Here is a 21,475-nt window from a genome sequence, read left to right on the forward strand (position 1 = left end):
GAAAGCGGGGCCAAAGCCGATTCGCCTTTTTGCGACAGGGGCCATCGCCGGCGCGCTGTCCGGCGCCGCGATTCCCGCAGGGAAAGAATGCGATAGCATCCCTTTGGCGGGGTTCTTCTGGATTTCCATGATTGACCTCGCCCGCGGCCGCATCCGCGGCGCCCGAATGTTCCTCACCAAGATTGCGCAGCCCATGACCGCCACTACCCGTATCGCCCGCAAGCACCCCGACGAACTGATCGTGGGCCTGGTGTCCGTTTCCGACCGCGCTTCCAGCGGCACCTATCAGGACCTGGGGCTGCCCGCGCTGCGCGAATGGCTGGGCGGCGCGCTGGCCTCGCCCTGGCAGGCGGTGGACCGCCTGATTCCGGACGAACCGGCACGCATCTCCGAGACGCTGATCGAGCTGGTGGACGGCTGCGGCTGCGACCTGGTCCTGACCACCGGCGGCACCGGTCCGGCGCGCCGCGACGTCACGCCCGAGGCCACGCTTGCCGTCGGCACCAAGGAAATGCCTGGTTTTGGCGAGCAGATGCGCCAGATCAGCCTGCGCTTCGTGCCCACGGCCATTCTGTCGCGCCAGGTGGCGGTCATCCGGGAAACGCCCGCGCACGCCGCCCTGATCGTGAACCTGCCCGGCCAGCCGAAATCCATCCGCGAAACGCTGGAAGGGCTCAAGGGCGAGGACGGCGCCGTGCTGGTGCCGGGCATCTTCGCCGCCATTCCCTATTGCATCGATCTTATCGGCGGCCCGTACGCCGAAACCCGGCCCGAAGTCATCGCGGCCTTCCGTCCCAAATCGGCCCGCCGCGCGCCGCAGGCCTGACCCGGCGCTGCGTTATATTGGCCGCCCCAGCCACCCCCAACCGCTCGAGAGTCCCATCGCCATGAAGGTCCGCACCGTTTTGTCCCTTACTGTCCTGGCAGCCTTGTCGGCTTGCGCCAACGTCAAAGACGTGCGCGACCGCGATCCGGTCTTCTACGGCTCCACCCAGCGCACGCCCGAGGACTACACGGCCTGCGTGGCGGAATCCTGGAAGAACCTGGGCCTCAATTTCCAGCAGAAGGCGGTGCGCAACGGCTTTGAACTGATCCAGGAAGACAGCCTGGGCGTCGAAGCCGTGCTGACGACCACGCATTGGAAGGGCAAGACCGAAGCGCGCCTGTCCACGCGCATCGCGCGCCGCGACCAGACCATCATCGAGCCCGCCAACCTGTGCCTGTGAACGCCATGCATCATCGTCGCGACGTCCTGCGGCTGGGCCTGGCCGCGGCCGCCCTCTGCCTGGGCCTGCCGGTCCGCGCACAGCAGCAGGGCGGCTTCATCAGCCGCAAGCTCAACGTACCCGTGCCCGGCGGCGTGGCCGTCCTGGGCCTGGGCAATGCCGAGCGCGCGCCGGAGGTCAGCTTCCTGGGCCGGCGCGTGCTGGTCGTGCGCGAAGACGGCAAGCAATGGATCGCCGTGGTCGGCATCCCGCTCAGCGTGAAGCCGGGCGAGCAGCAGGTGGACATCAAGGACGCGCAAGGCAAGCGCGCGCTGCCCTTCAAGGTCGGCGCCAAGGAATACAAGGCCCAGCACATCACGCTGAAGAATCCGCGCCAGGTCAATCCGGATCCGGATGACATGAAGCGCATCGAACGCGAACAGGCCGAGCAGGCCGCGGCCAACCGCGCCTATCGCGCCGGCGTCACGCCCAGCAACCTGCTGCTGGACCGTCCGGTGAACGGCGGCCGCCTGTCCAGTCCCTTCGGCCTGCGGCGCTTCTTCAACGGCGAGGAGCGCAATCCGCATTCAGGCCTGGATTTCGCCGTGCCGTCGGGCACGCCGATCAAGGCGCCGGCCGCCGGCGTGGTCGTGCTGGTGGGGGATTACTTCTTCAACGGCAAGACGGTGTTCCTGGACCATGGCCAGGGCTTTGTCAGCATGTTCTGCCACATGTCGGCCATCGACGTGAAAGTCGGCGACGAAGTGCCGCGCGGCGGATCGGTGGGCAAGGTCGGCGCGACCGGTCGCGCCACCGGCCCGCATCTGCACTGGAACGTCAGCCTCAACGACGCGCGCGTCGATCCGGCCATCTTCATCGGGGCATTCAAGCCCTGATTCATCCAGGGCTTGGGGACGCGGATCTGCGCGCCCTCAGGCCGTGGCGGCCTGCTGCGCAATCAGTTGCAGCACGTGCTGGTGCACGCGCTCGGCATAGTCCATCTGCTGCCGCACGTCCAGCTGCTCGGCTTCCTGTTCGTCCAGGCAGTTGTCGTACTTGGTCTTGGCGTCGGCGTAGGTCAGGCCGGTATTGCGCAGGCTGTTGATGAAGGCCTCGCGCGATTGGTACAGCAGGCGCAGGCCTTCCTCGCCCTTGACGAATTTTCTTCGCGCAAGGGCAAGGTGGTCGGCGGCGGCTTGCAGATCTTGTGTCAGGTCCATCTTGCTTTCATGCTCATCCTGCCGGCGTCGCGCCAGGCAGTGGGCGCCATTCTTCCATGAACGGGCGCTCCACGCATTACGGCATTGCGCGGTCCAGGTTTAAGGCTGGCGCGAAAGGGGAGCCGGCGCGGGGCCGGCCCTGTCGCCCTGGCTTAGCGGCGGAACTGCTGGGGACGCTGCGGCGCGGGACCGCGTTCGTCCTTGTGGCGGAAGTTGATGCGGCCCTTGGTCAGGTCATACGGCGACATTTCCAGGGTGACGCGGTCGCCAGCCAGGATGCGGATGCGGTGCTTGCGGATACGGCCGGAGGCGTAGGCGCCGACTTCGATGCCGTTGTCCAGCTTCACGCGGTAGCGGCTATCGGGCAGCACTTCGTCAACGATGCCATCCAGTTCGATGAGTTCTTCTTTAGCCATTCTTTTCTCCTATCAATACGCGCAGCCATGCCGGCGGCATGGCTCGCCGCGCAGGGCGGCAAGCGCGTCGGACCCGGACAGCGGGTCCAGCGGGTTGAACGTAAAACGTCCGGGCAAGCGCGGGTAAGGGCCACGGCATCCGAAGCGGATGGCTGAAATGACGGATACTCGCGCCGCGTGGGCAATGTGCGCGCGGCGCACGGCTTGGTCGCGGCGGCGCGTTTTGCGCAAATCGCCGGAAGAAGCGGGGTGTAGCGGTTGCTGCCAGGCCGCACAACGATGGAGATGGGGGCGTGCCTGGCGAAGGCGGGTTTGTTCCGGGTAAATCAGGCACGTCCTGGGTTGTCCCGGAGCATTGCCCGCAGGCCGTACAGGTTGGCACTCAGAGTGACCGAAGCCCGGTTTTTGCGGAAAAATCACGGACTTATGTTACTGCAAAGCGCAATGATTAGCCAGTATTTATCTGTCACTACGCCGTGATAGTTGTTGCTCAACGACTCTGGCCCGAGGGGATCCGATCCCGGTATTCGCTTTCCACCTGGCCGAGCACGGACCAGAACGGGCCAGGGGCGCGGCCGGCCAGGCGGGCTTCCAGCACGCCCAGGTGCACATGCCAACCGCCGGCCACGTCCACCATGCCATCGCGCGAGGCCAGCTTGCGGTGCGTCAGTACCAGGCGCGTTTCCTGGCCCTGCGGCGACAGTTCGAACGTGACTTCGGAAGGATGGCCGGGGGAGCCTCCCCAGGTGAACGCCAGCAAGTGCGGCGGTTCGCAGCGCGTGACGATGCCTTGCGTCGTCACGCCGCCTTCATACGGCTTGTAGGCTTCGGGCACCGGCTCGGCCACCGAGGACAGGTCGGCGTGCATGAAGCGCAGCGTGACGCCCCCGCCTTCGCGCAGCTCCATGTCGCCGGACGCCAGCCAGCGGCCGCGCTTTTCCGATTCCGTGAGGAATGCCCAGACCTCGTCGACGCTGGCGGGCAGGATCCGCGTGAAGCGGATGGAGGTGGGGTCCAGGACCACGCCGTGTTCACTCATGTTGTTCTCCAGGAGACGCGGCCGGGGACCGGCTGGCGACGAGCGCGGCTTCCAGCGCGCCCAGCTTGCCCGACCAGAATTGTTCATAGAAGCGCAGCCACTGCATGGCCTCGGCCATGGGTTCCGGATTGAGGCTGCACACATGCGTGCGGCCACGGATGGCGCGCTGGACCAGGCCGGCGCGTTCCAGGGCCTGCACGTGCTTGGAGGCGCCCGCGAAACTCATGCTGTGGGGCGCCGCCAGCTCGCCTATGGTCTGCTCGCCCTGGGCCAGGCTGCGCAGCATGTCGCGGCGCGTGGGGTCGGCCAGCGCGCGAAAGACGGCATCGAGGACGGGGGAGGGGATTGATTCAACCATGGGGTTGAATATAGTCCGGCCTCCCAATGAAATTCAACTAAATGGTTGAATTTTTATGTAACCACCTGCGGGTGGTCTTCTTCCATCGCGCCATATGCGTCGGGGTACTGCGGCAGGTCGTCGCTGATGTCGAACCAGGGGGCCTTGCTGGCGACATGGCAATGGGCGGCCGGCTTGATCCCCGGGTCGTCGTCCAGCGGACCCAGCGGCAGGCCATAGACGTCCGGGGTCTGGTCGAAGCGGGTCAGCAAGGGCGTGCCGCAGGCTTCGCAGAAGCCGCGGTAGCTGCCCGGAGACGAGCAGTACCACGTGACGTGGTTTTCGCCTCGGCTCCAGGCAAAGTCCTTGGCCTGGACCGTCGCGCGGCTGCGGAAAGCAGCGCCATGCGCCTTGCGGCAGATCGTGCAATGGCAGTTGAGGGCGTCGGTGAGCGGGCCGGTGATCTCGTAGGCGACGCGGCCGCACAGGCAGGAACCGTTGATCATGATGAACGCCAGGCTGGTGGGGGAACATCCCCAATATACCTGCGGCGCAGCGTGCCGGAACCGGCTTTTATGACGAACGTCTTTCAGATCGTTGCGGCGTCCCTATTTTCAGCCAAATCAATCGATCCGCAGGTCATCGTGCTGTCATGCCGCGAAAACAGAATGCCGCCATGAACATATCCATGGGGATTCGACGATGACTTACGCCATCGAAGTACACGGGCTCTGCAAGAGCTTCCACGCCGGCGCCAAGGCGCTGGACGGCGTGAACCTGCAAGTGGCCGACGGCGAGATGGTCGCCTTGCTGGGCGCCTCGGGTTCGGGCAAGTCGACGCTGCTGCGCCATCTGTCGGGCTTCGTGGCGGGTGACGCGGGCAGCGTGGCCGTCAACGGCCGCATGATCCAGCGCGACGGCCGCCTGAGCCGCGATGTGCGCTCCGCGCGCGCCGGCATTGGCTTCGTGTTCCAGCAATTCAATCTGGTGGGCCGCCTGCCGGTCATCACCAACGTGTTGACCGGCCTGTTGCCGCGCGTGCCGCTGTGGCGCAGCCTGACGCGCTGGTTTCTGCGCGGCGAAGTGCAGCAGGGCCTCGAAGCGCTTGCTCAGGTTGGTATAGACGACTACGCATTTCAGCGCGCCTCGACGCTGTCCGGCGGGCAGCAGCAGCGCGCGGCCATCGCCCGCACCCTGGTGCAGAACGCCCGCGTCATCCTGGCCGACGAGCCGATAGCCTCGCTGGACCCGGAATCGTCGCGCCGCGTGATGGACACGCTGGCCCAGATCAACCGCAGCCGCAAAGTGGCGGTGGTGGTGTCGCTGCACCAGGTGGACGTGGCCCTGCGCTACTGCCCGCGGGTGGTGGCGCTGCGCCACGGCAAGGTGGTCTATGACGGTCCCTCCGCCGCGCTGACGCCGGCCATGCTGAGCGAGCTGTACGGCTCCGAATTGAGCGAACTGCTTCCCGAATACGCGCCGCAAGCGCCGGCCATGCCGGGCATGGCGCCGCTGTCCCGACTGGCGCAAGCCGCCTGATGCCTGACCCATTTCCCCCGGAGCCCTTCCATGCTACGTAGAACCTTTGTCACCCTGATCGCCGCCGCGGCCCTGTCCGCCCAGGCCCACGCGCAAGACGCCAAGACCCTGAACTTCGGCATCATCTCGACGGAATCGTCCACCAACCTGAAGTCGGTGTGGCAGCCCGTCATCGACGACCTGAGCCGCTCGATCGGCGTGCCGGTCAAGCCCTTCTTCGCTTCCGACTACGCCGGCATCATCGAAGGCATGCGCTTCAACAAGGTGCAGATGGGCTGGTTCGGCAACAAGTCCGCGATCGAGGCGGTGGACCGCGCCAAGGGCGAAGTGTTCGCCTCCGTCATCGACAAGGACGGCAACCCCGGCTACTGGTCGCTGCTGATCGTCAACAAGGACAGCGACCTGAAGACGCTGGACGACGTGCTCAAGCGCGGCGGCACGCTGAGCTATGGCGCGGGCGATCCCAACTCGACCTCGGGCACGGCCGTGCCGGGCTATTACCTGTGGGCCGCCAACAAGATCGAACCCAAGACCTTCTTCAAGACGGTGCGCGCCAGCAATCACGAAACCAATCTGCTGTCGGTCATCAACAAGCAGGTGGACGTGGCCGTCAACAATACCGAGGCGCTGGAGCGCTATCGCCTGAACACGGGCAAGGACGCCAACGATAGCGTGCGCGTGCTGTGGAAGTCGCCGTTGATCCCGGCGGATCCGCTGGTCATGCGCAGCGATCTGCCGGCCGACCTGAAGGCCCGCATCCGCGACTTCTTCATCAACTACGGCAAGGGCAAGGACGCCGAGCGCGAAATGGCCAATCTGAAGGCGCTGACCTACCAGGGCTTCCGTCCCTCCGATAACCAGCAACTGGTGCCGATCCGCCAGATCGAGCTGGCGCGCGAGAAGGTCAAGGTCGAAGCCGACACCACCTTGGGCCAGGCCGAAAAGCAGAAGCAGCTGGCCGAACTAGACAGCAAGCTGGCCGGCCTGGGCCAGCCCGCCGCCAAGCAGTAAGCCCCGTCAGGGCAAGCCTGCGCGCCGCGGGGCGCGCAGGCTTGCCCGCCAATGAAAACCACCGAGCGGATTGCCTTTTCATATGAACGTAGCCATGCAGACTTCCCGCCTTTCCGCCGCGCCGCGCTCGTCGCTGCCGGTCCTGCTCGTATGGGCCGTCGTGCTGGCGTTGCTGGTCATGTCGTGGCAGGGCGCGGACATGCGGCCCCTGGACCTGCTGCGCGATTCGGGCAACATGGCGCAGTTCGCGGCCGACTTCTTTCCGCCGAATTTCCGCGACTGGCGCATGTACCTGGACGAGATGATCGTCACCGTGCAGATCGCGGTGTGGGGCACCTTCCTGGCCATCGTGGTGGCCGTGCCGCTGGGGCTGCTGTGTTCGTCGAACATGGTGCCGGCCTGGGTGTACCAGCCCATGCGCCGCCTGATGGACGCGTGCCGCGCCATCAATGAAATGGTGTTTGCGATGCTGTTCATCGTGGCGGTGGGCCTGGGCCCGTTCGCCGGGGTGCTGGCGTTGTGGGTGCACACCACCGGCGTGCTCGCCAAGCTGTTCTCGGAAGCGGTGGAGGCGATCGATCCGCGCCCGGTCGAAGGCGTGCGCGCCACCGGCGCGAATGCGCTGGAGGAAATCGTCTACGGCGTGATTCCGCAGGTGCTGCCGCTGTGGATCTCGTATTCGCTGTACCGCTTCGAATCCAATGTGCGCTCGGCCTCGGTGGTCGGCATCGTGGGCGCGGGCGGCATCGGCACCGTGCTGTGGGAGATCATCCGCAGCTTCCGCTACGCCGAAACCTGCGCCGTGATGATCATCATCGTCGCCTTCGTGATCATCATCGACATGGCCTCGGCGCGCATCCGGCGCGCGCTGATCTGAGGGGGAGCGGGACCCGGACGGGTCCCGTCGCCTCAGGCCTGCTGACGCAGGGCCTGGAACGCAGGCAGCGCCAGCAGGCCCGCCAGCTGCGCGGCCTGCACATCGGCATCCGAGACCGCCGCGCGCGGCATCAGGAAATTGACGGTGCCCAGGCAGACCGCGCCATACACCACCGGGACATTGATGACGGACCGCAGGCCCAGGCGCCGGATCGCGTCGTGGTCGTTGAAGAACTCGCGGATCGCGTCCTCGCCTTCCCCCACGAACAGCTTCTGTTCCAGCAGGACGTGGCGGCCCCAGGCGGTGCCGCTCTTGTCCTTGCTGCCGCCCGGCGGATAGGCCTCGGGGTTGGAGCTGTAAAGCCGCAGCACCCGCATGGCCTGTGCGTCATAGCGGTTGACCGTGCACAGCGTGTGCGCCAACGCGGCATGGGCATGGGCGTCGATGGCTTGGAAGGCCGCGGCCGGATCGGCAGCGGCGTAGGCCCGGGCGATGGCGGCCACGCCGGCCTGCGCCGGCGGGGCGGAATTGATGCTCACGGTCATTCGGCGGTGATTCCCAGTTCTTTGATCAGCTTGCCGTACTTGTCGGCGTCGCGCGCCAGGATCTGGCCGAACTGTTCCGGCGTGGTCTCGGTCAGCAGCACGCCCATGTCGCCCATCTTCTTGATGACCTCGGGACGCTTGAGGATCAGGTTGATCTCGCGGTTCAGGCGCGCGGTCAGCTCGGGTGGCATGCCCGCGGGACCGAAGGCGCCATACCAGACCGACAGCTCATAGCCCGGCAAGGTTTCGGCCACCGTGGGCACCTCGGGCAGCAAGGGCGAACGCGTCTCCTCGGTCACGGCCAGCAGCTTCAGCTTGTTGTTCTGCACGTGTGGCAGGGTCTGCGTGCCGGCGCTGAACAGCACCTGCGTGCGGCCGGCCACGGTATCCAGCACGGCGGGGGCGCCGCCGCGGTAGGGGATGTGCATCATCTTCACGCCGGCGGCTTTCTCGAACAGCGCGGCGCTCAGATGGTTGGTGGAGCCCTGGCCGGCGGAGGCGTAGGCCACGGTGCCGGGGTTGGCCTTCAGGTAGGCGATGAATTCCTTCACGTTGGACGCGGGCACCGACGGGTTCACCACCAGGGTGTTGGTGACCAGCGCGAGCTCGGCGATGGGCGTGAAGTCCTTCACGCCGTCGAACGGCATGCTGGAGTACAGCGCCTGGTTCATCGTGTGCGTGCTCATCGAGCCCACCAGCAAGGTGTAGCCGTCGGGCTTGGCGCGCGCCACGAAGGTGGTGCCGATGTTGCCGGACGCGCCCGAACGGTTTTCCACGATCACGGGCTGGCCCAGCGACTGGGTCAGACCCTCGGATAGCACGCGCGCCAGGATGTCGGTGGAGCCGCCCGCGGCCCACGGCACAATCAGCGTGATGGGTTTTTCGGGCCACGCGGCATGCGTGAGCGCGGGCGCGGCCAGCGCCAGTCCCAGCGCGAACGTGCGCAGCAGTCGTTTGAATTGCAGTTTCATGGTGTTTACCCCTTTGCTTGATGTCCGGTCTGCATGCCGGTTGAATGAAACAGGTTCAGCGGCCGGCGGCATAGCCCTGCATGCCGCGCGGGTTGGCGCCGGCGCGCAGCAGCAGGCCGCCGTCCGCGGCAGGCTCGCGGGTGCAGGCGCTGATGCGGCCTTCGGACCAGTCCGGCCCCACCTTGACCTCGTGGCCCGCCGCGCGCAGCGCCTCCAGCGTGGCGGCCGGCATGCGCGATTCCACGGTCAGCCGGTTCAAGGTCAGGCTGCGCGGCCAGAACGAGCCCGGGAAGTGATCGATATGCCAGGAGGGCGCTTCGATCGCCTCCTGCAGATTCATGCCCATGGCGTGGCGCAGGAAGAACGCCACCGTCCATTGGTCCTGCTGGTCGCCGCCCGGCGTGCCGAACGCCATATAGGGTTGGCCGTCGCGCAGCGCCAGGCCGGGCGACAGCGTGGTGCAGGGACGCTTGCCTGGCTGCAACTGGCCTGGCACACCCTCGTCCAGCCAGGTCATCTGCAGGCGGGTGGTCAGCGGGAAACCCAGGCCGGGCACGACGGGACTGGACGACAGCCAGCCGCCTGACGGCGTGGCGGCCACCATGTTGCCGTCGCGGTCGATGACGTCGATCTGGCAGGTGTCGCCCACGAAGATCTCGCGCGCGGCCCATTCGGCTACCGGCGGCAGCGCCGCGAAGGTGGGTTCGCCCACGCCGAAGCGCGTGTCGGACGCGGCCAGGGTGCGGGCCGCGGCATCCAGGTCGGGCAGGCGCGGCGCTAAGCCGTCCGGGCTGCCGGGCAGGAACTCGGACGAAGCGCGAGCGCCGATGCCCGCCGCGCGGGCGCGGGCGTAGTCGTCGCCGAGCAGGGCGGCCAGCGGCACCTGCGTGTAGTCGGGGTCGCCGTACCAGGCGGTGCGATCAGCGAAGGCCAGCTTGGCCGCCTCGGCCACGTAGTGTACGAATTGCGGCGAGGTCGGATCCAGCCCGTCCAGTTCCAAGTGCCGCAGTATTGCCAGCTGCTGCAGGTGGACCGGGCCTTGCGACCAGACCCCGCACTTGGCCACGGTGTAGCGGCCGTACTGGACAGTCAGAGGCTCGTCGTAGGTGGCGCGCCAATCGGCCAGATCGGATTTGCGCAGCAGGCCGCGGTTGCGCTGGCCGGTGGTGTCGCGTACCTCGGCCTGGCTGTAGTAGTCGTCGATGGCGTCGGCCACGAAGCCGCGATACCAGACCTCCAGCGCGGCATCGATGCGGCCGCGCCGGTCGGTGCTCTGGGCGTGCGCTTCGTCCAGGATGCGGGTGTAGGTGGCGGCGATGGCGGGCGTGCGGAACAGCGCATCAGGCGCGGGCACGCGGCCGTCCGGCAACCAGACCTCGCGTGAGCTGGTCCATTCGTCGCGGAACAGCGCCTGCACCGCCAGGATGGCCTGCGAGATGCGCGGCACCAGGGGAAAGCCGTTGCGCGCATAGTCGATGGCCGGGCGCAGCACGTCGGCCAGCTCCCAGCTGCCGTAGTCGCGCAGCAGGGTCAGCCAGGCGCCGAAGGCGCCGGGCACGGTGGCGGGCAAGAGGCCGATGCCGGGCACCAGGTCCACGCCCAGGCCGCGGAAGTACGCCGGCGTCGCCAGCGCGGGCGCTGGACCCTGGCCGCATAGCGCGCGCATGCGTTGCTCCCGTTCGCTCCAGAACAGGATGGGCACTTCGCCGCCGGGCCCGTTCAGGTGCGGCTCCACGATCTGCAGCGTGAAGCCGCCGGCGACCGCCGCGTCGTAGGCGTTGCCGCCGCGTTCCAGCACGCCCATGGCCACTTGCGAGGCCAGCCAGTGGGTGGAGGAAACCACGCCGAAGGTGCCGCGTATTTCGGGGCGGGTGGTGAAGGATGCGCTCATGGGGCGGGTCCGGGCAGCAGGGGAGTGTTTGCAGTATAGGGATATGAAATAACTAGTTTTGCCTTTGTTGGCATAATTGAATAACCAATTGGTTATAGGAAAGATCGTGACCTGGGATGCCGCCCGTCTCGCCAACCGTCTCAAGCATCGCCACCTGACGCTGCTGATCGATATCGCCAGGCACGGCTCGCTCACGCGCGTGGCAGCCGCGGCCGGCATCAGCCAGCCCGCCGTCACCAAGGCGCTTACGGAGATCGAGGACATCTTCGGCGCGCCCCTATTCACGCGCACCGGGCGCGGCCTGCAAGCCACGCCGCTGGGCAATCTGGCCCTGGTGCGCGCGCGCCACATGCTCAGCGACCTGGACCTGTGGGCGCGCGAGGTCGAGGCCCTGCACGCCGGCCGTTCCGCGCATCTGCAGGTGGGCGTGGTGCCCTACGTGTCCAGCGCCTTGCTGACGGCGGCCATCAGCCGCCTGCACCAGCGCCACGGCGTGACGCTCAGCCTGCACCGCGCCACCACCGATCATCTGGTGCCCATGCTGCGCCGGCATGAACTGGACTGCATCATCAGCCGCGCCACCTCGACGGTGGCGCCGGAGGATCTGATCCACCGCGTGTTGTACCGCCAGCGGCCGCGCCTGATTGCGCATGGCCAGCTTGCGCAGCGGCTGGCGCGGCGCAAGCCGGACTGGGCCGCGGTGGCGGCGATGGACTGGGTGCTGCCGGCGGCCAATACGCCGACGCGGCAACTGATCGTGGAACACTTCATCCGTGCTGAACTGCAGCCGCCATCGCCGGTGCTGGAGGCGTACTCCACCGACGTGATCGAAGGCATGCTGACGATGAACGAGGCCTTTGTTTCGGTGGTGCCTGAAGACATCGCGCGCGAACTCTGCCAGCGCGGCAAGCTGGGCATGGTGCCCTGGGACTTCGGCTGGGAATTGCCGCCGATCAACCTGATACGGCGCAAGCGCGAACAGCCGCTGGCGGCCGAGGAGTACTTTTCGGAGATCCTGCTGGATCTGTGCGGCGAGGCCGCCGCGCCCTGGGGCCAGGGCGACCCGCGATGAATGGCGGCGCTAGGCGCCTAGCTTGCCGCGGGCGATGCCCAATAGTGCGGCGGCCGCGGTTTCCGGCGCTGCGTCGTTGCTGACGCGCAGCAGCCGGCATTGTTGCGGCACTGAGAATGCCTGCGTCGCGCGCGCCAGGCGCTGTGCGATCTGTTCCGCGCTTTCCCGGCCGCGTCCCGCCAGGCGGAGGACGAGCTGGCCGGGATCGACCGTGACCTCCACGGCGGTCAACGCCGGGTAGCGCGAGTGCGCCTGTTCCAGGTGCGCGCGCGAGCCGTTGATGATGACTGCGGCGCCGCAGGACAGCCAGGCGTCTATCTCGATGCCGATGCCGTATTGCAGGCCATGGCTGGCCCAGCGCAGCGCGAAGCAGCCCAGCGCGGCGCGGCGTCCGAACTCGTCTTCCGTCAGGCGCAGCGCGTCTTCGGTGGCGCCGCTGTCGCGGGTGATGTAGCGATGCGCGACCAGCACGGGCTCGTCGCCGCGTAGCTCCGCGCGCAGCAGGCGCAGCAAGGTGTCCTTGCCGCTGCCCGATGCGCCCATCAGGTAGATCAGCCGTGCGCCGTCGGCGGGAATCGAGGGACTCATGCCGCCGCCGGCCCTTGCAGATAGCCGGCCCCGGCCGCATCGGTGCAGGAACCGTCAAAGCCGTAGTGGCGCGCCGCGACGAAATCCGCGCCCGGCGTAGTCTGCACGTAGACGCTGACTCCGGGCACGGCCATGCGCTGGCTGCGCAAGGGATCGGCGAAGGCGGCGATCCCGGCCTGCGCCTGCGACAGCGCCTCGCCTTGCAGCTTGCCCGTCAACGTGATGTGGAAAACGTAGGTGTCGAACACATACGGATAGCCCCAGCGCGCCAGCATGGCTTGCTGCGCCGGACTGAGCGATTGCGGCTGGCGGCGCGCGGTTTCCTCGGGCGTGGGAGGCGCGCGCAAGGGATCCAGGTCGCGCACGGCGGCTTCGGAGAGGGCCTGGATCCGCGCGCGGCCCTGCGTGTCGGACGGGGCGATGCGCCAGGCCAGGAAGCCGCGCAGCGGCTCGCATTCCAGCGCCAGCGAGAACGGCGTGCCGCCTGCGGCCAATTGGCGGGCGGCCGCGTCGACGTGTTCGGGGCTGGCGTCTGCGTTCAGGCGGAACGGCGGCTTCAGCGTGGCGTGCAAGCCATAGTGGCGCGGCGCTTCGGTCCAGTCGCGCGATTCGGCGTTTTGGCCCGGCAGCGGCGGCAGCGCCAGGCCGGTGTCGGCGCAGCGGCCCAGCCAGCGGCTGCCGTGTTCGCGCCAGGGGCCGGTGGGCGCCAGATACAGGGCGTAGCGGTGGGCGAGCGGCATGGTCAGGCCGCCATGCGCTGGCTGTGGCTGTCGCCGAACGCGCGCGTGGCGTAGCGCAGCTCGCCGCCCACGATCGCGGCGCAGACGCGGGGCAGGCCCGGAACCTGGTCATCCACCACGATGGCGTCGGCGATCAGCCCGGGCGCCAGCGCGCCGCGGTCCTTCAGGCCTGCGGCGCGGGCCGGATTCAAGGACACCAGATCCCAGGCCTGCGCCAGCGGCAGCACGCCGTCGCTGGCCAGCTTCATCACGGCGGCCAGCGGGGAAGGGTAGTAATAGTCGGACGTGAGGATGTCGCACAGGCCCGCGCGGATCATCTCGGTGGCGCTGGGCGCGCCCGTGTGGCTGCCGCCGCGCACGACATTGGGCGCGCCGAAGACCACGGAATCGCCCAGGTCGCGGGCGACGCCGGCGGCCTCGCGGGTCAGCGGAAACTCCGCCACGCCGCAGCCCAACTGGTGGTAGTAGCGGCGGGTGGCGGCGTCCGGATCGTCGTGCGAGGCCACCTTCAAGCCGGCTTCCCGAGCGCAGCCGGTCAGCTCGCGCATCGCGTCGGCCACCGCATCGGCGGCAGCCATGGCGCTGCGGATGCGGTCCTGGAAGACGTCGAGGTCGCACTCCGCGCGGTTGGCGTACTGCATCAGCTTGCGCTCGTCGCCCAGGCGGCGCGCCATGCTGGGTAGGTGGTCGTTCAGGGCCAGGAAGCGGACGCGGCCGTCGCGTATCCATTGCTGGGCAATCTCCAGGCCGCCCACGTGATGGGTTTCGAAGCGCAGATGCACATAGTGCCGCGCGCCCATGAGGTGGCGCATCCGTTCCAGCGCGTCGAACATGCGCTCGGCGTAGGCCTCGCCGCGCAGCCCGCCTTCCCAGGACAGGGTCACGCCGTGGAACTCGGTGGTGATGCCGTTGGCCAGCAGTTGGCGGTCCACGTCGAACAGGGCGCCGTCATAGGGAAACGTCACGCTGGGCCGCGGCATGACGGCGCGCTCGAAGGCGTCGCCATGCAGGTCGACGATGCCGGGCAGCACCAGCAGGTTGCCGGCGTCGAACCAGGGCGCGCTCCGCGGCGCCGCGGCGGCGGAGCCTTCGATCAGTCCACCGTGGAACCGCAGGCTGGCCTGTTCGACGCCGCGCGGCGTCAGGATGCGTTGGCCTGTGACACCGGCCAGGGGCGAGGGGGCGTGCGTGTGTGTGTTCATGGCGTGACGTTAGCGGGATAGCATTACAACCAGATGTCTAGATGAGTTAAGCCGTTAGGCGGAGCTTTCCGCGCCGCCTGCGCGCAGGCGGCGGCCTTGAGTCAGGTGTCGTCCGCCACCATCAGCTGCACCAGGTCGCCGACGAAGCGCGCGACGCTGTATTGCAGCGGCGAGCCATGCTGGTCCACGTTCAGGGCTTCCACCTGAAGAATGGGGCGGGTCTTGGGCTGTCCCAACAGGCGGGCGATTTCGGGCGTGGGCAGGGCGGCGGTGATGCGCGACCACTTGCGCGTGTAGTCGCCGATGCCGTAGTGGGAGTAGACCTTGGAGATCGAGCGCAGGGCCGCCAGCCGCTCCGCAAAGTCGGGAAAGCGCTTTTCGTCGAAGAAGTGCTCCGAGACGCTGATCGGGCGGTTTTCCGCCTTGCCCACGATCTGCACCCGCAGCAACGGCGCGGCACGGCTCAGGCCCAGGTGCTTGGCGATGTCGCCCGCGCGCAGGCTCTGGCTGCCCAGGACTTCCTGGTGGCCCAGCATACCCTGGCTGCGCAGGTTCTCGGAAAAGCGCGTGCGCTTGCCGATGGCGTAATCGATCGCGTGTTCCTGGACGAAGGTGCCGCGGCCTTGCTCGATGCGGACCAGGCCGCCTTGTTCGAGTTCGCCCATCGCGCGGCGGATGGTGTGGCGGTTGACGGAAAACTTGGCGGCCAGCTCGGGCTCGGACGGCAGCTGTTCGCCTGCCGCATAGAGCTTGTTGCGGATATCGTCCGCCAGCGCTTCGCCGATTTGCCGCCAGACGGCGATGCCGGAACCTCTTTCGACCATAGGGTGTGCTCTTGCTGTCACATCAGCTTCATGAAGAATGGCAGTGATTGTGCACCATGCGGCGGCGGCCGCAAAGGCGCTGCGGGCGCGCCGCAACTGTCATCAAAAATTCACGCCAGGCTGTTGAACTTCGTTTTCAGAGCGATCATACTCCATCCGGTCGTCTAGACGTTTAGAGGAAAAAGATGGATCACTCCAAGACAGGGCAGGACGCGGCGGGCGCGCAACGCGCCGCCTGGATGCGCGTGCTGGCGTTGGCCGACCCGGCCGCGCTGGATGGCGCTTTTTGCGCGTTGGCCGGCAAGCCTGAACACCAGACGCTGCGCCCCGCGCAGACCGGCATGGCCATGGTGCGCGCCCGCAGCGGCGGCACCGGCGCCCGCTTCAACCTGGGCGAAATGAGCGTGACACGTTGCGCGGTGACGATGGCCGAGGGCGTGGTCGGCGTGGCTTACGTGCAAGGCCGCTCGCAACGTCATGCCGAGCAGGCCGCCGTGGCCGACGCCCTGCTGCAACTGCCGGAATGGCATGACACGGTGCAGGCGCAGCTGATCCAGCCGCTGGCGCGCCAGCATGCCGAACGGATCGAGCGCCAGGCCCGCGTGGCGGCGCAGACCAAGGTGGAGTTCTTCACGATGGTGAGAGGCGAGGACTGACATGCAGCAACAGATACAAGCCGCCGCGGCCTCGGGCCGGGCTCTGCTACCGGGTTTCGCGGATCCCGTCGGCGACGCGCAGGCCACGTTCCGCGCCGCGCTCGACGCCATGGCCCATCCGGGGCGCATCAATGAGATCCTGGCCGAAACCGGCGTGCCCGCGGGACTGTCCCCCGCGATGACCGCGCTGCTGCTGACGCTGGTGGACGTGGACACGCCGCTGTGGCTGCCGGAGGGCGTCAGCGAGAGCGTCATCGCCTTCCTGCGCTTTCATTGCGCCTGCCCGATAGTGCCCTCGCCGTCGCTGGCGCGCTTTGCCGCGGTACCCGCCGGCGGCAAGGCGCCGGCGCTGTCGGCCTGCCACCAGGGCGATCCGGCCTATCCCGACTTGTCTACCACCCTGCTGATCGAGGTCGAGTCACTGTCGGCGGGCGAGGCCGCCATCCTCGGTGGCCCGGGCATCAAGGACCGGCAGACGCTGTGCGCGGCAGGCCTGCCCGAGGGCTTCTGGCGCGAATGGCGCCTCAATCATCAGCGTTTTCCGCTGGGCGTCGACGTGTTCCTGACGCAGGGGCGGCGGATTTGCGCGCTGCCGCGCAGCACGCGCAAGGAGAACTGACATGTACGTAGCCGTAAAAGGGGGCGAACGCGCCATCCTCAATTCCTACCGCATGCTGGACGACTACCGGCGCGGCGACCGCGAAGTGCCCGAGCTGAGCCTGGACCAGATCCGCGAACAGATGCCGCTGGCGGTGTCGCGGGTCATGGCGGAGGGCTCGCTCTACGATCCGCGGCTGGCGGCGCTGGCCATCAAGCAGGCGGCCGGCGACCTGATCGAAGCGGTGTTCCTGCTGCGCGCCTACCGCACCACCTTGTCGCGCTTTGGCTATACCCAGCCCATCGACACGGGCCGCATGCGCTTGCAGCGCCGCATCTCGTCGACCTTCAAGGATGTGCCCGGCGGCCAGATCCTGGGGCCGACCTATGACTACACCCAGCGTCTGCTGGACTTCTCGCTCGAAGCGCAGCGCGAGGCCGACGCCTTGCCGCCGGGCGGCGAGGCCCTGGACAGCGCCATGCCGCGTGTCACCGACCTGCTGGCGCATGACGACCTGATCGACGCGGAACCGGTGCCCGAGGGCGATCCCGAGCCCTTCGACCTGACCCGGCAGCCGCTGGATTTTCCGGCCTCGCGCGCGGCCCGCCTGCAGAACCTGGCGCGCGCCGATGAAGGCTTTCTGTTGTCCATGGGTTATTCGACCCAGCGCGGCTATGGCAACACCCACCCCTTCGCCGCCGAGATCCGCTACGGCGCGCTCGAGGTGGAAATGCATATCGAAGAACTGGGATTCGCCGTCACCGTGGGCGAGATCGAGATCACCGAATGCCAGATGGTCAGCCAATTCGCGGGCAGCGCCGAGGAAGGCCCGAAGTTCACCCGGGGCTACGGGCTGACCTTTGGCTATGGCGAGCGCAAGTCCATGTCGATGGCGCTGGTGGACCGCGCGTTGAAGGCGCGCGACCTGGGTGAACGCGCCGATTCCCCGGCCAACGATCACGAATTCGTGCTTTACCACAGCGACAACGTCGAAGCCTCCGGTTTCGTGCAGCACTTGAAGCTGCCGCACTACGTGGATTTCCAGGCCAATCTTGAACTGTTGCGGCGCATGCGCGCCGACCGCGCCGCGCCCGAGGCCGCGCGCACCGATCTGATGGACGAGGCGGTTTCCCCATGACTACCCAACACGCAACGGTCGAACGCGACGACCACTACAACTTCGCCTACCTGGACGAATCCACCAAGCGCATGCTGCGTCGCGCCTTGCTCAAGGCCGTCGCCATCCCCGGCTACCAGGTGCCTTTCGGCAGCCGCGAAATGCCGCTGCCCTATGGCTGGGGCACCGGCGGCATCCAGGTCACGGCGTCCATCATCGGCGCAAACGACGTGCTCAAGGTGATAGACCAGGGTTCGGACGACACCACCAACGCCATCAACATCCGCCGCTTCTTCGGCCGGGTCACGGGCGTGGCGACGACGGAAGCCACGGCTGCGGCCACCATCGTCCAGACGCGCCACCGCATCCCCGAGACGCCGCTGGCGGAAGGGCAGATCATGGTGTTCCAGGTGCCCATCCCCGAACCGCTGCGCTGGCTCGAACCCAGCGAAACCGAGACGCGCACCATGCACGCGCTGGCCGAATACGGCGGCATGCACGTCAAGCTGTACGAAGACATCGCGCAGCACGGCCACATCGCCACCACCTACGACTATCCCGTCATCGTCAACGGGCGCTACATGATGCGGCCTTCGCCCATCCCCAAGTTCGACAATCCCAAGCTGGACCGCAGCCCCGCGCTGATGCTGTTCGGCGCGGGCCGCGAAAAGCGGGTCTACGCGGTGCCGCCCTACACCCAGGTGAAGAGCCTGGACTTCGAGGACCATCCGTTCCAGGTGGAGACCTGGAGCGAGTGCTGCGACCTGTGCGGCTCGCGCCAGAGCTACCTGGATGAAATCATCCTGGACGACGCCGGCACGCGCCGCTTCGTCTGCTCGGACACCGAATACTGCAACGACCGCCAGTCGCGGCAGGATGCGCAACAAGCCAACCAGGAGGCCGCGGCATGAACGCCCAACCTTTGCTTTCCGTGCGCAACATGACGCGCACCTGGGACGGCGTGCACGGCTGCCGCAACGTCAACTTCGACCTGTATCCCGGCGAAGTGCTGTGCGTGGTCGGCGAGTCCGGCTCCGGCAAGAGCACGCTGCTGTCGGCCGTGTCGTACCAGACCCGGCCTGACGCCGGCAGCGTCTGGTACGACACACGCGATCAGGGCTTCACCGACCTGGCCGCGCTGCCGGGCGCGCGCCTGCGCCTGCTGTCCCGCACCGACTGGGGCTTCGTGCGGCAGAACGCCAGGGACGGCCTGCGCATGCAGGTCAGCGCCGGCGCCAACATCGCGGAGCGGCTGATGGCCGTGGGCGACAGGCACTACGGCGACCTGCGCCAGGCCGCAGGCAACTGGCTGCAGAAGATGGAGATCGACGTGGGCCGGCTGGATGACAGGCCCACTTCGTTCTCGGGCGGCATGCAGCAGCGCTTGCAGATCGCCCGCAACCTGGTGACGCATCCGCGCCTGGTGTTCATGGACGAGCCCACCGCCTCGCTCGACGTGTCGGTGCAGGCGCGCCTGCTGGATCTGTTGCGCCAGCTGGTGGCCGACCTGGGCCTGGCGGCCATCGTCGTGACCCACGACCTGGCCGTGGCGCGCCTGCTGGCGCACCGGACCCTGGTCATGCGCGGCGGCGAGGTGGTGGAAAGCGGCCTGACCGACCAGATCCTCGACGATCCTCAGCATCCCTACACCCAGTTGCTGGTGTCTTCCATTTTGCAGAGCTGACCATGCCTGAAAAGACTCCCATGATCGAGGTGCGGGGCCTCGGAAAGATGTTCACCCTGCACAACCAGGGCGGCATGCGCCTGCCCGTGCTGGAATCGGTCGACTTCGACGCGGCCGCCGGCGACTGCCTGGTGCTGGCGGGGCCGTCCGGTACCGGCAAGAGCACCTTGTTGCGCTGCCTTTACGGCAACTATCTGGCGACCGAGGGCAGTATCCGGGTGCGCTGGAACGACGAATGGGTCGAGCTGGCGGGCGCTCCCGAGCAGCGCATCCTGGCGCTGCGGCGCGAGGTGATCGGCTACGTCAGCCAGTTCCTGCGCGTGATTCCGCGCGTGTCGGCGCTGGACGTGGTGGCCGAGCCCCTGCGCGCGGCGGGCGTGGACGCCGACGAAGCCCGCTCGCGCGCGGCATCCCTGCTGCAGCGCCTGAACGTGCCGCCGCGCCTGTGGGGGCTGGCGCCCGCCACCTTCTCGGGCGGCGAGCAGCAGCGCGTGAACATCGCGCGCGGCTTCATCGCCCGCCATCCCATCCTGTTGCTGGACGAACCCACCGCGTCGCTGGACGCCGACAACCGCCAGGTCGTGATCGAGCTGATCCGCGAGGCCAAGGCCGAAGGCCGCTGCCTGCTGGGCATCTTCCACGATGCCGAAGTGCGCGACGCCGTCGCCACGCAGACTCTGGCGCTGCGTCCCGCCCAACCCGCCCTGGCCGACCTGGAGCCATGATGCAGAGCACTTATCTCACCCACGCCCGCGTGGTGCTGCAGGACCGCGTCCTGGAGGACAGCGCCGTGCTGATCGACGATGGCCGCATCGTCGCCATCGAGCCAGCCGGGACGCGAGCGGACCGCGAGATCGACCTGCGCGGCCAGACCTTGCTGCCGGGGTTGATCGACTTGCATTGCGACGCCATCGAAAAGGAAGCCGAGCCGCGTTCGCGGGTGCTGTTCCCGCTTGACTTCGCGGTGGCCCAGGTGGACCGGCGCAATGCCGCGGCCGGCATCACCACGCCTTATCACGCGCTGTCCTTCGCCAACAGCGAGTGGGGCGTGCGCAACAACCAGACGGCGGCGGAAGTGGTGCGCACCGTACGCGCCTTCGGCCAGCACAGCCTGGTCGACAACCGCGTCCATTGCCGCTACGAAGTCACCGACGCCACCTCGGTGGACGTGCTGCGCGCGTTGATGGACGAGGGCGCGGTGGACCTGCTGTCGGTCATGGACCATTCGCCGGGCCAGGGGCAGTTCAAGACGCTGGAGTCCTATCTGCAGTACATGATGGGCAACCACGCCATGAGCCGCGAGCAGGCCGAGGAGGCCGCGCAGGCCAAGACGCGCGCCAAGGATGGCGCGGTGGCGCGGGTGGCGGCGCTGCTGTCGCATGCGCAGGGGTTGGGCATACCCACCGCCAGCCACGACGACGATTCGATCCAGCGCATCGCCACCATGCGCAACCTGGGCGTCGCGATGAGCGAGTTCCCGATCACCCTGGATACCGCGCGCGCCGCGGTGTCCTGCGGCCTGCCGACCATTCTGGGCGCGCCCAATGTGCTGCGCGGCCAGAGCCAGAGCGGCTCCATGCGCGCCATCGACGCCATCCGCGCCGGCGTGGCCAGCTGCCTGTGCTCGGACTACCAGCCGTCGGCGCTGATCGCCGCGGCCTACACGGTGGCCGCGCAGACGGACCTGACGCTGCCGCAGGCGGTCGCGCTGGTCACGCTGAATCCGGCGCAGGCTTGCGGCCTGTCCGACCGCGGACGCATCGCGCCGGGCCTGCGCGCGGACCTGGTGGCGGTGGCGCAAGTGGGCGCGCAGCCGCTGATCAGCCATACCTGGTCGGCCGGCAGGCTGGTATTCTCGGCATACTATCCGCCTGTGCGGGCGAGCGAGCAGCGCGCGCCAGAGGCGCAGGCGCTGACAGCCTGAACCCGATCCTGGAGAGATG

Annotated in this window: 26 protein-coding genes; 14 read left to right on the forward strand and 12 right to left on the reverse strand. The window is 67.8% G+C overall.

The genetic code is table 11. The annotated features are described in order from the left end of the window. The first annotated feature begins 193 nt into the window (after positions 1-193). The 3 genes from mog to FOC84_RS20510 all read left to right on the forward strand — a co-directional run bounded on the left by mog (position 194) and on the right by FOC84_RS20510 (position 2,101). On the forward strand, positions 194-826 hold the full coding sequence (gene mog, locus FOC84_RS20500) for a molybdopterin adenylyltransferase (RefSeq protein ID WP_173150302.1): 633 nt from the start codon (positions 194-196) through the stop codon (positions 824-826). Between the two features lie 61 nt (positions 827-887). Further along, on the forward strand, positions 888-1,226 hold the full coding sequence (locus FOC84_RS20505) for a hypothetical protein (protein ID WP_173146045.1): 339 nt from the start codon (positions 888-890) through the stop codon (positions 1,224-1,226). A 5-nt stretch (positions 1,227-1,231) separates the two neighbouring features. Next, positions 1,232-2,101 carry a peptidoglycan DD-metalloendopeptidase family protein gene (locus FOC84_RS20510; protein WP_173146046.1) on the forward strand — a complete coding sequence of 290 codons (870 nt, stop codon included), beginning with the start codon at positions 1,232-1,234 and terminating at the stop codon, positions 2,099-2,101. Between the two features lie 36 nt (positions 2,102-2,137). On the opposite strand, the gene FOC84_RS20515 is transcribed toward FOC84_RS20510, so the two are convergent. The 5 genes from FOC84_RS20515 to FOC84_RS20535 form a co-directional block, all read right to left on the reverse strand. After that, complete coding sequence (locus FOC84_RS20515) at positions 2,138-2,425, reverse strand: hypothetical protein (RefSeq protein WP_173146047.1); 288 nt, start codon at positions 2,423-2,425, stop codon at positions 2,138-2,140. A 152-nt stretch (positions 2,426-2,577) separates the two neighbouring features. Then, positions 2,578-2,841 carry a translation initiation factor IF-1 gene (infA, locus tag FOC84_RS20520; RefSeq protein ID WP_013395703.1) on the reverse strand — a complete coding sequence of 88 codons (264 nt, stop codon included), beginning with the start codon at positions 2,839-2,841 and terminating at the stop codon, positions 2,578-2,580. Between the two features lie 490 nt (positions 2,842-3,331). Continuing rightward, entirely contained in the window at positions 3,332-3,880 is a 549-nt protein-coding gene (locus FOC84_RS20525; protein ID WP_173146048.1) for an SRPBCC family protein, read from the reverse strand. Then, positions 3,873-4,238 carry an ArsR/SmtB family transcription factor gene (locus tag FOC84_RS20530; RefSeq protein ID WP_173146049.1) on the reverse strand — a complete coding sequence of 122 codons (366 nt, stop codon included), beginning with the start codon at positions 4,236-4,238 and terminating at the stop codon, positions 3,873-3,875. Before FOC84_RS20530 ends, FOC84_RS20525 begins: the two co-directional genes overlap by 8 nt. A gap of 53 nt (positions 4,239-4,291) precedes the next feature. Then, on the reverse strand, positions 4,292-4,723 hold the full coding sequence (locus FOC84_RS20535) for a GFA family protein (RefSeq protein ID WP_173146050.1): 432 nt from the start codon (positions 4,721-4,723) through the stop codon (positions 4,292-4,294). Positions 4,724-4,919: 196 nt separating this feature from the next. Here FOC84_RS20535 and phnC point away from each other — a divergent pair, with 196 nt between their 5' ends. The 3 genes from phnC to phnE all read left to right on the forward strand — a co-directional run bounded on the left by phnC (position 4,920) and on the right by phnE (position 7,644). Further along, positions 4,920-5,756 (forward strand): phosphonate ABC transporter ATP-binding protein, encoded by an 837-nt coding sequence (gene phnC, locus FOC84_RS20540; protein WP_173146051.1) that lies wholly within the window; start codon positions 4,920-4,922, stop codon positions 5,754-5,756. A gap of 30 nt (positions 5,757-5,786) precedes the next feature. Then, the gene (phnD, locus tag FOC84_RS20545; protein ID WP_173146052.1) at positions 5,787-6,767 is read left to right on the forward strand and encodes a phosphonate ABC transporter substrate-binding protein; all 981 of its coding nucleotides are present in this window, start codon (positions 5,787-5,789) and stop codon (positions 6,765-6,767) included. A gap of 82 nt (positions 6,768-6,849) precedes the next feature. Further along, positions 6,850-7,644 (forward strand): phosphonate ABC transporter, permease protein PhnE, encoded by a 795-nt coding sequence (phnE, locus tag FOC84_RS20550; RefSeq protein ID WP_173146053.1) that lies wholly within the window; start codon positions 6,850-6,852, stop codon positions 7,642-7,644. A 32-nt stretch (positions 7,645-7,676) separates the two neighbouring features. Here the strand turns inward: phnE and FOC84_RS20555 are convergent, their stop codons facing one another. From FOC84_RS20555 to FOC84_RS20565, 3 genes are read right to left on the reverse strand one after another with little or no spacing between them, the layout of a single operon-like run. Then, complete coding sequence (locus FOC84_RS20555; protein WP_173146054.1) at positions 7,677-8,189, reverse strand: GAF domain-containing protein; 513 nt, start codon at positions 8,187-8,189, stop codon at positions 7,677-7,679. Then, on the reverse strand, positions 8,186-9,160 hold the full coding sequence (locus FOC84_RS20560; protein WP_173146055.1) for a Bug family tripartite tricarboxylate transporter substrate binding protein: 975 nt from the start codon (positions 9,158-9,160) through the stop codon (positions 8,186-8,188). The genes FOC84_RS20555 and FOC84_RS20560 overlap by 4 nt, the downstream gene beginning before the upstream one ends. Before the next feature lie 55 nt (positions 9,161-9,215). Next, the gene (locus FOC84_RS20565) at positions 9,216-11,051 is read right to left on the reverse strand and encodes a gamma-glutamyltransferase family protein (RefSeq protein ID WP_173146056.1); all 1,836 of its coding nucleotides are present in this window, start codon (positions 11,049-11,051) and stop codon (positions 9,216-9,218) included. 106 nt (positions 11,052-11,157) lie between these two features. Between FOC84_RS20565 and FOC84_RS20570 the strand changes: the two genes are divergently transcribed. Then, a complete protein-coding gene (locus FOC84_RS20570; RefSeq protein ID WP_173146057.1) occupies positions 11,158-12,123 on the forward strand; it encodes a LysR family transcriptional regulator in 966 nt (321 codons plus the stop codon). Positions 12,124-12,132: 9 nt separating this feature from the next. Here the strand turns inward: FOC84_RS20570 and phnN are convergent, their stop codons facing one another. The 4 genes from phnN to phnF all read right to left on the reverse strand — a co-directional run bounded on the left by phnN (position 12,133) and on the right by phnF (position 15,477). Next, positions 12,133-12,711, reverse strand: a complete 579-nt coding sequence (gene phnN, locus FOC84_RS20575; RefSeq protein ID WP_173146058.1) for a phosphonate metabolism protein/1,5-bisphosphokinase (PRPP-forming) PhnN — start codon at positions 12,709-12,711, stop codon at positions 12,133-12,135. Beyond that, positions 12,708-13,451, reverse strand: a complete 744-nt coding sequence (locus FOC84_RS20580; RefSeq protein ID WP_173146059.1) for a DUF1045 domain-containing protein — start codon at positions 13,449-13,451, stop codon at positions 12,708-12,710. Before FOC84_RS20580 ends, phnN begins: the two co-directional genes overlap by 4 nt. Before the next feature lie 2 nt (positions 13,452-13,453). After that, positions 13,454-14,653, reverse strand: a complete 1,200-nt coding sequence (locus FOC84_RS20585) for an alpha-D-ribose 1-methylphosphonate 5-triphosphate diphosphatase (protein ID WP_173146060.1) — start codon at positions 14,651-14,653, stop codon at positions 13,454-13,456. Between the two features lie 101 nt (positions 14,654-14,754). After that, positions 14,755-15,477 carry a phosphonate metabolism transcriptional regulator PhnF gene (phnF, locus tag FOC84_RS20590; protein WP_173146061.1) on the reverse strand — a complete coding sequence of 241 codons (723 nt, stop codon included), beginning with the start codon at positions 15,475-15,477 and terminating at the stop codon, positions 14,755-14,757. A 185-nt stretch (positions 15,478-15,662) separates the two neighbouring features. Between phnF and phnG the strand changes: the two genes are divergently transcribed. The 7 genes from phnG to FOC84_RS20625 are packed head-to-tail and all read left to right on the forward strand — an operon-like array spanning position 15,663 to position 21,456. Then, entirely contained in the window at positions 15,663-16,133 is a 471-nt protein-coding gene (gene phnG / locus FOC84_RS20595) for a phosphonate C-P lyase system protein PhnG (RefSeq protein ID WP_173146062.1), read from the forward strand. A 1-nt stretch (position 16,134) separates the two neighbouring features. Continuing rightward, complete coding sequence (gene phnH, locus FOC84_RS20600; protein ID WP_173146063.1) at positions 16,135-16,752, forward strand: phosphonate C-P lyase system protein PhnH; 618 nt, start codon at positions 16,135-16,137, stop codon at positions 16,750-16,752. A gap of 1 nt (position 16,753) precedes the next feature. Then, a complete protein-coding gene (locus FOC84_RS20605; protein WP_173146064.1) occupies positions 16,754-17,869 on the forward strand; it encodes a carbon-phosphorus lyase complex subunit PhnI in 1,116 nt (371 codons plus the stop codon). Next, positions 17,866-18,759, forward strand: coding sequence for an alpha-D-ribose 1-methylphosphonate 5-phosphate C-P-lyase PhnJ (locus tag FOC84_RS20610; protein ID WP_173146065.1), 894 nt, complete (start codon positions 17,866-17,868; stop codon positions 18,757-18,759). The genes FOC84_RS20605 and FOC84_RS20610 overlap by 4 nt, the downstream gene beginning before the upstream one ends. After that, the gene (phnK, locus tag FOC84_RS20615; RefSeq protein WP_173146066.1) at positions 18,756-19,532 is read left to right on the forward strand and encodes a phosphonate C-P lyase system protein PhnK; all 777 of its coding nucleotides are present in this window, start codon (positions 18,756-18,758) and stop codon (positions 19,530-19,532) included. Before FOC84_RS20610 ends, phnK begins: the two co-directional genes overlap by 4 nt. A 2-nt stretch (positions 19,533-19,534) precedes the next feature. Continuing rightward, a complete protein-coding gene (gene phnL, locus FOC84_RS20620) occupies positions 19,535-20,257 on the forward strand; it encodes a phosphonate C-P lyase system protein PhnL (protein WP_173146067.1) in 723 nt (240 codons plus the stop codon). After that, positions 20,257-21,456 (forward strand): alpha-D-ribose 1-methylphosphonate 5-triphosphate diphosphatase, encoded by a 1,200-nt coding sequence (locus tag FOC84_RS20625; RefSeq protein ID WP_173150304.1) that lies wholly within the window; start codon positions 20,257-20,259, stop codon positions 21,454-21,456. Before phnL ends, FOC84_RS20625 begins: the two co-directional genes overlap by 1 nt. Positions 21,457-21,475 lie beyond the last annotated feature (19 nt).

It is taken from the genome of Achromobacter pestifer, assembly GCF_013267355.1.
Taxonomy (GTDB): Bacteria; Pseudomonadota; Gammaproteobacteria; order Burkholderiales; family Burkholderiaceae_B; genus Achromobacter; species Achromobacter pestifer_A.